The following is a 12111-nucleotide window of genomic DNA, read 5'->3' on the forward strand; positions in this document are numbered from 1 at the left end:
CCGGCGTGGCCGGCGTGCCGCCGATCTGGCCGCCCGCGATCTGCACGTTCTGCGCGGTGATCGCCGACGACACGTCGACCGGCGTCAGGCCGTAGTTCGTCAGGCGGTTCGGGTCGAGCCAGATCCGCATCGCGTACTGCGAGCCGAACAGCGTGACGGTACCGACGCCGTTCAACCGGCTGATCGGATCCTTCACGTGCGACGCCACGAAGTTCGCGAGGTCGTACTTGTTCATGCTGCCGTCTTCGGAGTTGAAGGCGAGCACCAGCAGGAAGCTGCTGCTCGACTTCGTCACCGACAGGCCGAGCTGCTGCACGACCTGCGGCAGAACCGGCGTCGCGAGCGACAGCTTGTTCTGCACCTGGACCTGTGCGATGTCGGCGTTGGTGCCCGGCGCGAACGTCAGCGTGATCGTTGCGTTACCCGAGTCGTCACTCGTCGACGACATGTACAGGAAGTTGTCGAGACCGCTCATCTGCTGCTCGATCACCTGCGTCACCGTGTCTTCCACCGTCTTCGCGGAAGCGCCCGGATAGTTCGCGGTAATCTGGATCGATGGCGGCGCGATCGTCGGATACTGCGAGATCGGCAGCGTGAAGATCGCCGCAACCCCGGCCAGCATCAGGATGATGGCGATCACCCACGCGAAGATCGGGCGATCGATAAAAAACTTTGCCATGAAACAGGCTCCCTGTTATTGCGCGCTCGAAGCAGCGGCAGCACTCGCCGGCGCGGCGCCCGATGCGGCGGCACCGGAAGCGGCAGCGGCGCCGGAACCGGCGGCAGCCGGCGCGTCGGATGCGGCGGCAGCGCCCGATGCGGCATCGGCCGCCGGTGCGATCTGCGCGGATACCGACTTCACGGTCGCGCCCGGGCGCACCTTGTCGATGCCCTGCACGATCACGTGATCGCCCGCCTCCAGACCGCCTTCGACGACCCAGTTCGGACCCTGCATGCCGGTGGTCTTCAGCGGACGCGGCTCGACCTTGTTGCTGGCGTTCACCACCATCGCGATCGCCTGGCCCTTCTGGTCGTGCGTGACGCCGATCTGCGGCACCAGGAACGCGTTCTCGTTCACGCCTTCCTCGATCCGTGCGCGCACGAACATCCCCGGCAGCAGCACGCGGCCCGGGTTCGGGAAGACCGCGCGGATCGTCACCGAGCCGGTGGTCTGGTCGACCGTCACGTCCGAGAACTGCAGCTTGCCCGGCTCCGCATAGGTCTTGCCGTCTTCCAGCACCAGCGACACCTTCGCGGCGCCCGGGCCGGTCGTCTTCAGACGCCCGCTCTGCACGTCCTGGCGCAGCTTCAGCCCTTCGAGGCTCGACTGCGTGAGGTCGACATACACCGGGTCGAGCTGCTGCACCGTCGACATCAGCGTCGCCTGGCTCGCCTGCACATATGCGCCCGGCGTCACCTGCGAGATGCCGACACGGCCGGTGATCGGCGAGACCACGTCGGTGTAGCCGAGGTTGATCTGCGCGGTATCGACCGCTGCCTTGCCGGCCGCGACGTCCGCCGCGGCCTGACCTTGCGTGGCCACCGCGTTGTCGTAGTCCTGCTTGCTGACCGCGTTCGCCGCCACCAGTACCTTGTAGCGCGCGACCAGTGCGTTCTGCGTCACGAGGTTCGCCTGCGCCTTCGCCAGCGTCGCCTTCGCGCTGTTCAACGCGGCGACGTACGGTGCCGGATCGATCTTGTAGAGGCGCTGGCCGGCCTTGACGTCCGTGCCTTCGGTGAATTCACGGCGCAGCACGATGCCGTCGACCCGTGCGCGCACCTGCGCGACGAGGAACGCACTCGTGCGGCCCGGCAGCTCGGTGAAGACCGGAACGGATTGCGGCTGGACGGTGACGACGCCGACTTCCGGCGTTTGCGGCGGCGGTGCCGATTCTTTTTTTCCGCATGCAGCCAGGAAAACCGCGGCTGCCGCGACAGTGATCAAGCGGTATGGAACCCGTTCGACGCGCATGGAGCGACCTCTGTGTATAGCCAATGGAATAAGTGCAGCACCCGGCGGGAGCGCAACACGGATGCGCCTCGCGGCGCAGATCGAACACCTGAATTACTGGACTGCTGGATACAGCACGTCGGCACGAGACCTCCGTGCCGACGGGATGCCGCGAACTGCGGACTGGTACTAGGGCGGGAATCAGCAGAGTGGGATATTAACTGATTGCCACTTGGGTCATTCGATCGTAGGGTGGTATTGTATATACATTCACGAATGTATGTAAAAAGCCCGTTTGTGTCGCGCCGACTGTCCAGTCTTACGGATTGTTACCAGTCGCAAGCATAGCCCGTCTCCATGGCGACGACGAGGGTTGCGGACCCTAAATTTACCAACGATCGATCCAATCAGGCCTGCACATGGTCAGACGTACCAAGGAGGAGGCGCTCGAGACGCGCAATCGCATTCTCGACGCCGCCGAACACGTGTTCTTCGAGAAGGGCGTGTCGCACACGTCGCTCGCGGACATCGCCCAGCACGCCGGCGTGACGCGCGGCGCGATCTACTGGCATTTCGCGAACAAGAGCGAACTGTTCGATGCGATGTTCGACCGCGTGTTTCTGCCGATCGACGAGTTGAAGCGGATGCCGCTCGACGCGCCGGGCGGCAATCCGCTCGAGAAGATCCGCAAGATCCTGATCTGGTGCCTGCTCGGCGTGCAGCGCGACCCGCAGTTGCGGCGCGTGTTCAGCGTCCTGTTCATGAAGTGCGAGTACGTCGCGGACATGGAGCCGCTGTTGCAGCGCAATCGCGCCGGGATGAGCGAGGCGCTGCACGCGATCGACGCCGATCTCGCGGGGGCCGTGCGGCTCAAGCTGCTGCCCGAACGGCTCGACACCTGGCGCGCGACGCTGATGCTGCACACGCTCGTCAGCGGTTTCGTACGCGACATGCTGATGCTGCCCGACGAGATCGACGCCGAGCAGCATGCGGAAAAGCTCGTCGACGGCTGCTTCGACATGCTGCGCTTGAGCCCGGCGATGCTGAAGGAAGGCGACTGATCGCGGCCGCCGCCGCGTCGCACTGCCCGCCCCCGTTTGTCCGGTCGGCTCAGGCCGCCTTCGCGCGCTGCGCGCGGGCCCGCCGGTTCGACGCGGCCACCGAATCGGGCTTCGACATCGGCGCGCCGGCCAGTCCCGCGATCCACGCGTCGGTCGACATCACGGCCGCGAAATTCGACTGGAACACCACCGTGTACGCCCGGTGAATCTCTTCGGCGCTCGCCGCGCCCGCTTCGTTCTCGTAAGGCAACGCGCCCGTCGCGTCGTCCAGGTACTCGACCGTCAGCCCCGCATGCGCCGCGTGATAAACCGTCGACGCATTGCAGTTGTGCGTCATGTAGCCGGCCACCGCGAGCGTGTCGATCCCGTGCGCATCGAGCCATGCGGCGAGATCGGTGCCGGCAAACGCGCTCGCCTGCGTCTTCTCGATCAGGTGCGCGTACGGCCGGCTCGCGACGACCGCGTGCAGCGCGACGCCGTCGGTGCCGGGCGCGAAGATCGGCGCGCCGGCCGGCGCCACGTGCTGGACGACGATCACGGGCACGCCGGCCGCATGCGCGGCATCGATCGCACGGCCGATGTTCGCGAGCGACACGTCGAGCGGCGGATACTCGATCGGCAGATTGCCCGTCACATATTCGTTCTGGACGTCGATCACGATCAGCGCACGACGGGAAACCGGATGGGCGACGGAACGGGAAGCGGAATGCGGGACGGTGTTCGACATGGCAGGCTCCTGGCCCAGGGGCGCGGCCCCGCCCCGGAACGGGACGGCCAGCGGCGCGATGCGATGCATTGTCGGGCCGCATCATTCCTGCAGATAGTGGCCCAATAGTCATTCTTCGATAAAATCGGGCCATCGCCATTCCGGAGCCCGCCATGACCGCCGCGTCACCCGCCACGCCCGTTCCGACCATCGTCGCCGTGATCGCCTACGACGGCATCAGCCCGTTCCACCTGTCGGTGCCGTCCGTCGTGTTCGGCAAGGAACGCGACGCGGCCACATCGCCCGCGTTCGAGTTCCGCGTGTGCTCGGCCGAGCGCGGCCCGCTGTCGACGACGGGCGGCTTCACGATCACCGCACCGTACGGCCTCGACGGGCTCGACGACGCCGACATCGTCATCGTGCCGGCCTGGCGCGACCCGGACGAAGCGCCGCCCGACGTGCTGCTCGACGCCGTCCGCGCGGTCGCCGCACGCGGCGCGCAGCTCGTCGGGCTATGCCTCGGCGCTTACGTACTCGCCGCAGCCGGTCTGCTCGACGGCCGCCCGGCCACCACGCACTGGGCCTGGGCCGACGATTTCGCCGAACGCTTCCCACGCGTGAAGCTCGACCCCGACGTGCTGTACGTGGACGACGGCAACCTGATGACGTCGGCCGGCACGGCCGCGGGGCTCGACTGCTGTCTGCACGTCGTGCGGCAGCGCTTCGGCTCGGACGCCGCGAACCAGATCGCGCGCCGCCTCGTGATCCCGCCGCATCGCCAGGGCGGGCAAGCCCAGTACGTGCCGCAGCCGGTCGCCGCGCACCCGCGCGATGCGCGGCTCGCGGGCCTGCTCGACTGGGTGCGCGCGCACCTCGACGCCGCGCACAGCGTCGATTCGCTCGCCGAACGCGTGCTGATGAGCCGGCGCACATTCACACGCCACTTCCGCCAGGCAACGGGCACGACCGTCACCGCGTGGCTGCAGGCCGAGCGGCTCACGCGCGCGCAGCATCTGCTGGAAACCACCGGGCAATCGATCGATGCGATCGCGCAAGCGGCCGGCTACGGGTCGAGCGTGTCGCTGCGCCAGCATTTCGCGGGCACGCTCGGCACCTCGCCGTCTGCGTATCGAAGGGAATTTCGCGGCGCCGGAGCCGGTGCCGATGCGGGGCGGTAACGCCCGCCGCGCGGGCGGCGGGCCGTGAAGCGGAACGGCGACGCGCGGCCGCTCAGCCGCCGTTGATCCAGCGTGCCGCGTAGAGCAGCAACGCGACGAACACGATCATCGCCGCCCAGGCCCAGACGGGCACCGTGCCGGAACCGCGATGCGGGAGCGCGCTGGCGGCACGCCCGGTCAGCGCGCCGCCGAGGTGCGGCGGCAGCGAACGCTTCGTCGCGGCCACCAACGACGCCGGCCGCAGGAACACATGCTGGCGCCGGTGCGCGGCCGAGCGGGCGCGATTCGGCGCGAGTCCATGCTTGGCCTGCACGACCGCGCAGAACTCACGGAAGAAATCGTCGGTCCATTCGCGCAGCGCATTGTCGATCTGCCGCCCCGGCAGCTCGGCGAGCGGTCCGCTCGCAGTCGCCCAGACCACGTACTCGATGCACGTGGCGTTCTCGTCGTCATCCGGCATCAGCACGAGTTCGACCTGGCCGCGCAGCGCGCCGAGGCCGTCGGCCCGCGCCTTGAAGTTGATCACACGGCGCGGCTGCCCTTCCGCGTCGCCCTGCTCGCCGGCCGCATGCGCACGCACGTCGTAGCGGGCGCGCAGCGGGCCGAGCGGCACCGTGATCGTCAGCGCGAACTCGTCGTGCGCGAGCTTCACGAACGATTCGCAATGATCGAAGCTCGCCCGCAGCAATGCGAGATCCTCGAAGGCCTCCCGCACGACAGGCGGCGCGAGCGGTACGCGTAACGTGTCGTTCAGTTCCATGATGCCTCCCCGATGAACACGCGCCGCATCAGGACGTCTCGACGAGACTGTCGATCCGTGCGACATCGAAGGCGACGTAGTGCGCAAGCGCGGCGGCTGCCTCCTTCGGTTCTTCGAAACTCCACGCGGCGTTCTCGATCACGCCGTCTTCCGTCTGCAAGTCGAAATGCACGGCCTCCCCCCTGAACGGGCAGGCGGTCGTCACACCCGACTTCACGAGCCTGCGCATGTTGACGTCGCGGCGCGGCAGGTAATGGGTGTCCGGCAGCCCCGTCACGCGCACGGTCAACACGCCGTGCGAATCGGCATACGTGATGCCGCGATGGATCACGCGCACGCGATGGCGGTTCGGCACGATTTCAAGGCGAGGGTCGGCGGCATCGGACATCGTTTCTCCTTCGGGCGGCCCGGCAGGCAGGCCGGTGGCAGGAAACGAAAAAAGCCACGGCACGCATGCCGTGGCTTTCATTATGGGCGAATCTTCGTCCGATTGCGCGACCCGGGCCGGGGCCGCGTGCGGCGGGCTACTGCGCGCTCCACTGGAACGCGGTTTTCGCGCCGCCCTTCGCGCCGACGGTGACGGCGCGCGATTCATCGTTACCCTGGTACGACGCATGCACCGTATAGCGCCCCGGCGGCACCTTCACGAGCATGTACGGCCCGCGCGCGTCGGTTTTCAGCACTTCGGCGCCCTTGCCGTCGACGATCAGCACATGGACGTCGGCCAGGAACTCGCCGCCCTTGCCGGTGAAGCGCAGGGCCAGCGGCCACTTCGCCTCGTTGCGCTGAAACGCCGTCGATTCGTCCTGCCCGACGCCGCCGGACACGAAGGTGACGTCGCCCTGCTGGCGCGCGGCGGGCAAGCCGTCCGACTGCGCGTACGCGCCGGTCGCACCGGCTGCGAGGCCGGCGGCCAACGCCGCGGCGACGGCAAATCGGGACACGTTGCGTAGATATTGCATGGCTCTCTCCTTGGGGTCGGAACACATACAGGGCGCCGCGTCATGCGATCGAACGGCGGCGGCGCCCGCCGCGGCCGGCCAGGCCGGCCGTCGGCCGTGGCCGGTCAGCTCAGGTCGACCGGCACGAAGATCTGTGCATTATCGCGCTGGATCAGCAGAGCAAGACTGTTGCCCGCGCCCTTGACCGCATCGCGCAGCTGCTCGGGGCTCGTGACCGGGCGGCCGTTGACCGCCAGGATCACGTCGCCGGGCTGGATGCCCGCGTTGGCTGCCGGGCCGCCGGCCTGCTGCACGATCAGCCCGTGCGACAGGTTGTCGGCATTGCGTTCCTGCGGCGACAGCGGACGCACCGCGACGCCCAGGCGCCCCTGCTCGACGGGCCCGCCGTCATTCGACGCGAGCTTCGCATCGGCCATCGCGCCGAGCGTCACGCTGATCGACTTCTTCGACTTGTCGCGCCAGATCTGCAGGTCGGCCTTCGAACCCGGCTTCAGGTTCGCGATCTGCGCGGGCAGCGACGTCGAATCGGCGACCGGCGAACCGTTGACCGACAGGATCACGTCGCCCGGCTGCAGCCCCGCCTTCGCGGCCGGGCCGTTCGGATCGACCGAGCTGACGAGCGCGCCGTCCGGCTTCTGCAGCCCGAACGAACTCGCGAGCGTCTGGTTCAGCCCCTGCACGGCGACGCCGAGGCGGCCGCGGCTCACGTGGCCCGTCTTCACGAGCTCGTCCTTCACCTTGATCGCCTCGTTGATCGGGATCGCGAACGACAGGCCCTGGAAGCCGCCCGTCTGCGAGTAGATCATCGAGTTGATGCCGATCACCTCGCCCTGCAGGTTGAACAGCGGGCCGCCCGAGTTGCCCGGGTTCACCGGCACGTCGGTCTGGATGAACGGCGTGTAGTTCTCGTCCGGCAGCGCGCGCGACTTCGCGCTGATGATGCCCGACGTGACCGTGTTGTCGAAGCCGTAAGGCGAACCGATCGCAACGACCCACTGGCCGACCTTGCTCTGGGCCGGATCGCCGATCTTCACGGTCGGCAGGCCGCTCGCGTCGATCTTCAGCACCGCGACGTCGGACTGCTTGTCCAGGCCGACGACCTTCGCCTTGTATTCGCGCTTGTCGGTCAGCTTGACCGTGACGACGTTCGCGCCGTCGATCACGTGCGCATTGGTGAGGATGTACCCGTCGGAGCTGATGACGAAGCCCGAACCGAGGCTCGCGCTCGGCTGGTCGTCCGGCTGCGCGTCGCCGCCCATGCCCGGCACCTGGCCGTAGAAATGCTTGAAGAACTGGTAGAACGGGTCGCTCGGGTCGATCGGCAGTTGCGGCTGCGGCACGCGCCGCGACACCTGCTTCACGACGTGCTTCGCGCTGATGTTCACGACCGCCGGGCCGTAGGTCTCGACGAGCCCGGAGAAATCGGGGATGCCGGTCTTGGCAGCCGCTTCGGCCGGCATCAGCGCGGCCGCCTGCGCAGGCGTGATGATCTGCGGATCGGCGCGGCGGGTGCCGGCGACATAACCTGCCGACAGGGCGGCCGCGACGGCGACCGCGACGGCGCCGCGCGCAAGGAATCGGGTATTCATCGTAGGACCTCCTCTTTGTTAGGACGCAGCGTAACGACCCTGACTTAAAGGAGGCTTAATCAACCTTAAGTGGGGCTTAAGCGGGCCGCGAGGCCCGCCCGGCGCTGCTCTTCAGGCAGATTCCGGCTGGCGCGGCGCCTGGGCCGGCATCTCGGCGGCGCGAAACACGACGCTGACAAGCAGGCCGCCCGCGGCCGCGTCGCCGAGCGATACCGTCGCGCCCTGCTGCGCCGCCACGCGCTTGACGATCGCCAGCCCGAGGCCGCTGCCCGACAAGTCGGTGCGTGCCCGCGCGGAGCTGTCGCGGTAGAAGCGGTCGAACACGCGCTCGCGCTCGTCCGCCGGGATGCCGGGCCCGCTGTCGCCGATCTGGACGCACGCGCGGCCGGCCGCGTCGGCGGTCAGCGACACATCGATGCGGCCGCTGTCCGGCGTGTACTTCACCGCGTTGTCGAGCAGGTTGCCGAACATCACGCGCAGCGCGCCGATGTCCGCGACGACACTCGCCGCGCGCGTCTCCTCGAAGCCGAGATCGATATTGCGCCGCTGCGCGAGCGGCGCATGCGCGGCCACGCATTCGGCGAGCAGCGACTGCAGGTCGACCGGTTCGCGCATCGTCGCGCCATCGGGTTCGGCGCGTGCGAGCGCGAGCAACTGCTCGGCGAGCCGCGTCGCGCGCGTGACGCCGTCCTGGAGATCCGCAACCGCCTCGCGACGCGACGCGTCGTCCTTCGCGCGGGCGACGAGCTGCGCCTGGATCTGCACGGCCGCGAGCGGCGTGCGCAACTCGTGCGCGGCATCGGCGACGAACGCCTTCTGCGTATCGAGCGCCGCCGCGAGCCGCGCGAGCAGCCCGTTCAGCGCGCGCACGAGCGGCTGCACCTCGAGCGGCAGGCGGCCGTCGGGCAGCGGATCGAGCGCCTCGGGCCGGCGCGCCTCGACCGCGCGCGTCACGCGGCCGAGCGGCGCGAGCCCGCGCCCGACGATCACCCACACGGCCGCGCCGAGGAACGGCAGCAGCACGATCAGCGGCCACAGCGTGCGCAGCGCGACGTTCGCGGCGAGCCGGTTGCGCACCGACAGCGGCTGCGCGAGCTGCACGACGTTGTCGCCGACGATCGCACCGTACACGCGCCATTCGCCGCGGTCGGTACGTTCGGTCGAGAAGCCGAGCTCCGCGCGCGGCGCGATCGGCGCGCGCGGATGCGAGAAGTACATCAGCACGCCGTTGCGGTTCCAGATCTGGATCACGATGCCTTCGTCGCCGTTGGTCCGCGAGCCGAACACCTGCGAGAACGGCTCGGACGGCAGCGCCGCGGCGATTTCCTGCAGCTGGTAGTCGAACAGCTCGTTCGCCTCGGCGAGCGCCTGCCGATAGATGAGCCAGCCCGCGATGCCCACGCCCGCGACGACGATCGCGAGCAGCCAGATCAACAATTGATGACGAATCGACCTCACGCGTCAGCTTTCCTTGACGACCATGTAGCCGAGCCCGCGCACGTTGCGGATCAGGTCCGAGCCGAGTTTCTTGCGCAGCGCGTGGATGTAGACCTCGACCGTGTTGCTGCCGATCTCCTCGCCCCAGCCGTACATCTTCTCCTCGAGCTGGCTCTTCGACAGCACCGCGCCGGGCCGCGCGAGCAGCGCCTCGAGCAGCGCGAACTCGCGCGCGGACAGCGCGACTGGCGCGCCGTCGAGCGTCACCTGGTGCGACGCGGGATCGAGCGTCAACGCGCCGTGGCGGATCAGCGACTCGCTGCGCCCGGCCTGGCGGCGGATCAGCGCACGCATCCGCGCGCCCAGCTCGTCGAGGTCGAACGGCTTGACGAGGTAGTCGTCGGCACCCGCGTCGAGCCCCTTCACCCGATCGGCGACCGCGTCGCGCGCGGTGACGATCAGCACGGGCAGCGACAGCCCGCGCGCGCGCAGCGTGCGCAGCACGTCGATGCCGTCGCGCTTCGGCAGGCCGAGATCGAGCAGCAGCAGGTCGTACGTCTCGCCGCCGAGCGCCGTGAGCGCCGCGTCGCCGTCCTGCACCCAGTCGACCGCAAAGCCGTCCGAGCGCAGCGCCTTGCGCACGCCCTCGGCAATCATTCGGTCGTCTTCGACAAGCAGAATCCGCATCGGGACAGGCATCCATGGGTCGGGTGAAACACGCCGACCATTGTAGCGCCGCGAATCGCGTGCGCGGCATGTGCGCAACAAAGTGATGCCGCCAAGCGGCACGACACGCGATTTCAGCGGGCATTTGCCCAGTTTCTCTACAATATGCGCTTGCGCGCGACACGCGCGCCGCCCGAGCCCCTGCCTACCCGTATTCGTCCATGCCGATTTCCGCCCTTTCCGCCCGGTTCGCCCCCCGCACCCGTGTCTGCCTGCGTGCAGCCGCCGTCCTCGCCACCTGCACGGCCCTGGCCTTCGCGCCCGCCGCGCAAGCCGGCAAGAAATCCCACAAGCAAGCGCGCAAGACCGCCGTCGTGTCGCCCGCCGCGCGCGCGGCCGGCCTGCCGGCGACCGTGCTCGTCGCGCTGCAGCGCGCGAACGTGCCGGCGTCGGCGATGAGCGTCGTGGTCGAGCGCGTCGGCGATCCTGAACCGCTGATCGCGTGGAATGCGAGCCGGCCGATGCTGCCGGCGTCGACGATGAAGCTCGTGACGACCTTCTCGGGCCTGTCGATCCTCGGCCCCGACTTCCGCTGGCGCACGACCGCCTACACGGACGGCACGGTCGACCCCGACGGCACGCTGCAGGGCAACCTGTACATCAAGGGCACCGGCGATCCGAAGCTCGTGCCCGAAGAGCTGATCGACCTCGTCGACAAGATCCGCAAGGCCGGCATCAAGCGCGTGGCCGGCGGCCTCGTGCTCGACAAGAGTTATTTCGCGGCATCGACGCGCGACCTGCCGTCGTTCGACGACGACGCGAGCGCGCCGTACAACGTCGGCCCCGATCCGCTGCTGTACGCATTCAAGGCCGTGTCGTTCACGGTCACGCCGGGCGACGACGGCAAGGTGGCCGTCGACGTGCTGCCGCCGCTCGCGGATCTGTCGATCGACAACCAGCTGGTCGAGGGCACCGGCTCGTGCAGCGCGGCGGCCGCGGCCGCGCGCCCGACCTTGACGGCCGGCGGCGGGATGATGACCGCGTCGTTCGCCGGCGACTATCCGCTGCGCTGCGGCGCGCACACGACCAACCTCGCGATCCTCGATCACACGACCTTCTTCGCGCGCGGCTTCCTCGCGCTGTGGCAGCAGGACGGCGGCACGATCACGGGGCCCGTGAGCGAAGGCAAGGTGCCGACCACCGCGCGGCCCGTCGCCGTGCATCACAGCCCGGTACTCGGCAGCATCGTCTACGACATCAACAAGTTCAGCAACAACGTGATGGCGCGCAACCTGTTCCTGACGATCGGCGCGGTCAGCGGCAAGCCGCCCGCGACGCCCGAGCAGTCGAGCCGCGCGATCGAGGCGTTCCTGCAGAAAAACGGGATCGCGATGCCCGACCTCGTGCTCGAGAACGGCTCGGGGCTGTCGCGCGAAGAGCACGTGAGCGCGCTGTCGCTCGCCGCGCTGCTGCAGGCCGCGAACGCGAGCCCCGTCGCGCAGGCGTTCGTCGATTCGCTGCCGATCGCCGGCATCGACGGCACGATGAAGAACCGCCTCACCAACGCCGGCGTGCTCGGCAACGCGCACATCAAGACCGGCACGCTGCGCGACGTGCGCGCGATCGCCGGCTACGTCGCCGGCGCCGACGGCCAGAGCTACATCGTCGTCAGCTTCATCAACAACGATCACGCGGAGGGCGCGCGCGCCGCGCACGACACGCTGCTCGAATGGATCTACGCGGGCGCGCACTGACGATGCCCCGGCGCGCACGCTCGTGCGCGCGCCCCTCTTCCCGTGCG

12 protein-coding genes are annotated in these 12111 nt (G+C 68.8%); 3 read left to right on the forward strand and 9 right to left on the reverse strand.

Translation table 11 applies throughout. The features are described 5' to 3' along the window. Together VL15_RS01025 and VL15_RS01030 are read right to left on the reverse strand one after the other, a co-directional pair. A partial coding sequence (locus VL15_RS01025) for an efflux RND transporter permease subunit (RefSeq protein WP_048242626.1) occupies nucleotides 1-679 on the reverse strand: 679 nt, incomplete at its 3' end. A gap of 15 nt (nucleotides 680-694) precedes the next feature. Continuing rightward, on the reverse strand, nucleotides 695-1972 hold the full coding sequence (locus tag VL15_RS01030) for an efflux RND transporter periplasmic adaptor subunit (protein ID WP_048242627.1): 1278 nt from the start codon (nucleotides 1970-1972) through the stop codon (nucleotides 695-697). A 398-nt stretch (nucleotides 1973-2370) separates the two neighbouring features. Here VL15_RS01030 and VL15_RS01035 point away from each other — a divergent pair, with 398 nt between their 5' ends. After that, nucleotides 2371-3012 (forward strand): TetR family transcriptional regulator, encoded by a 642-nt coding sequence (locus VL15_RS01035; RefSeq protein ID WP_048242628.1) that lies wholly within the window; start codon nucleotides 2371-2373, stop codon nucleotides 3010-3012. A 49-nt stretch (nucleotides 3013-3061) separates the two neighbouring features. Here the strand turns inward: VL15_RS01035 and VL15_RS01040 are convergent, their stop codons facing one another. Then, nucleotides 3062-3739: a cysteine hydrolase family protein gene (locus tag VL15_RS01040; RefSeq protein WP_048242792.1), complete on the reverse strand. Its 678-nt coding sequence runs from the start codon at nucleotides 3737-3739 to the stop codon at nucleotides 3062-3064. A 152-nt stretch (nucleotides 3740-3891) separates the two neighbouring features. On the opposite strand from VL15_RS01040, the gene VL15_RS01045 reads away from it, so the two are divergent. Then, nucleotides 3892-4896, forward strand: a complete 1005-nt coding sequence (locus VL15_RS01045; protein ID WP_048242630.1) for a helix-turn-helix domain-containing protein — start codon at nucleotides 3892-3894, stop codon at nucleotides 4894-4896. Between the two features lie 52 nt (nucleotides 4897-4948). On the opposite strand, the gene VL15_RS01050 is transcribed toward VL15_RS01045, so the two are convergent. The 6 genes from VL15_RS01050 to VL15_RS01075 all read right to left on the reverse strand — a co-directional run bounded on the left by VL15_RS01050 (nucleotide 4949) and on the right by VL15_RS01075 (nucleotide 10331). Then, a complete protein-coding gene (locus VL15_RS01050; protein ID WP_048242632.1) occupies nucleotides 4949-5656 on the reverse strand; it encodes a CoxG family protein in 708 nt (235 codons plus the stop codon). Between the two features lie 28 nt (nucleotides 5657-5684). Beyond that, the gene (locus VL15_RS01055; protein ID WP_048242634.1) at nucleotides 5685-6044 is read right to left on the reverse strand and encodes a DUF427 domain-containing protein; all 360 of its coding nucleotides are present in this window, start codon (nucleotides 6042-6044) and stop codon (nucleotides 5685-5687) included. 136 nt (nucleotides 6045-6180) lie between these two features. Next, nucleotides 6181-6618: a carboxypeptidase-like regulatory domain-containing protein gene (locus VL15_RS01060; RefSeq protein WP_048242636.1), complete on the reverse strand. Its 438-nt coding sequence runs from the start codon at nucleotides 6616-6618 to the stop codon at nucleotides 6181-6183. A 104-nt stretch (nucleotides 6619-6722) separates the two neighbouring features. Continuing rightward, nucleotides 6723-8207, reverse strand: coding sequence for a DegQ family serine endoprotease (locus VL15_RS01065; RefSeq protein ID WP_048242638.1), 1485 nt, complete (start codon nucleotides 8205-8207; stop codon nucleotides 6723-6725). A 111-nt stretch (nucleotides 8208-8318) separates the two neighbouring features. Next, on the reverse strand, nucleotides 8319-9665 hold the full coding sequence (locus VL15_RS01070; RefSeq protein ID WP_048242640.1) for an ATP-binding protein: 1347 nt from the start codon (nucleotides 9663-9665) through the stop codon (nucleotides 8319-8321). 3 nt (nucleotides 9666-9668) lie between these two features. Then, nucleotides 9669-10331 carry a response regulator gene (locus VL15_RS01075; protein WP_041490448.1) on the reverse strand — a complete coding sequence of 221 codons (663 nt, stop codon included), beginning with the start codon at nucleotides 10329-10331 and terminating at the stop codon, nucleotides 9669-9671. A gap of 200 nt (nucleotides 10332-10531) precedes the next feature. Between VL15_RS01075 and dacB the strand changes: the two genes are divergently transcribed. Beyond that, nucleotides 10532-12064: a D-alanyl-D-alanine carboxypeptidase/D-alanyl-D-alanine-endopeptidase gene (gene dacB / locus VL15_RS01080; protein ID WP_048242641.1), complete on the forward strand. Its 1533-nt coding sequence runs from the start codon at nucleotides 10532-10534 to the stop codon at nucleotides 12062-12064. The last annotated feature ends 47 nt before the right edge of the window (nucleotides 12065-12111 follow it).

Source organism: Burkholderia cepacia (assembly GCF_001039005.1).
Taxonomy (GTDB): domain Bacteria; phylum Pseudomonadota; class Gammaproteobacteria; order Burkholderiales; family Burkholderiaceae; genus Burkholderia; species Burkholderia theae.

Coding starts and splice junctions, on each gene's coding strand:
- VL15_RS01065 (WP_048242638.1), bottom strand. CDS start 8,207: ATGAATACCCGATTCCTTGCGCGCGGCGCCGTCGCGGTCGCCGTCGCG.
- VL15_RS01040 (WP_048242792.1), bottom strand. CDS start 3,739: ATGTCGAACACCGTCCCGCATTCCGCTTCCCGTTCCGTCGCCCATCCG.
- VL15_RS01050 (WP_048242632.1), bottom strand. CDS start 5,656: ATGGAACTGAACGACACGTTACGCGTACCGCTCGCGCCGCCTGTCGTG.
- dacB (WP_048242641.1), top strand. CDS start 10,532: ATGCCGATTTCCGCCCTTTCCGCCCGGTTCGCCCCCCGCACCCGTGTC.
- VL15_RS01075 (WP_041490448.1), bottom strand. CDS start 10,331: ATGCGGATTCTGCTTGTCGAAGACGACCGAATGATTGCCGAGGGCGTG.
- VL15_RS01060 (WP_048242636.1), bottom strand. CDS start 6,618: ATGCAATATCTACGCAACGTGTCCCGATTTGCCGTCGCCGCGGCGTTG.
- VL15_RS01045 (WP_048242630.1), top strand. CDS start 3,892: ATGACCGCCGCGTCACCCGCCACGCCCGTTCCGACCATCGTCGCCGTG.
- VL15_RS01055 (WP_048242634.1), bottom strand. CDS start 6,044: ATGTCCGATGCCGCCGACCCTCGCCTTGAAATCGTGCCGAACCGCCAT.
- VL15_RS01035 (WP_048242628.1), top strand. CDS start 2,371: ATGGTCAGACGTACCAAGGAGGAGGCGCTCGAGACGCGCAATCGCATT.
- VL15_RS01030 (WP_048242627.1), bottom strand. CDS start 1,972: ATGCGCGTCGAACGGGTTCCATACCGCTTGATCACTGTCGCGGCAGCC.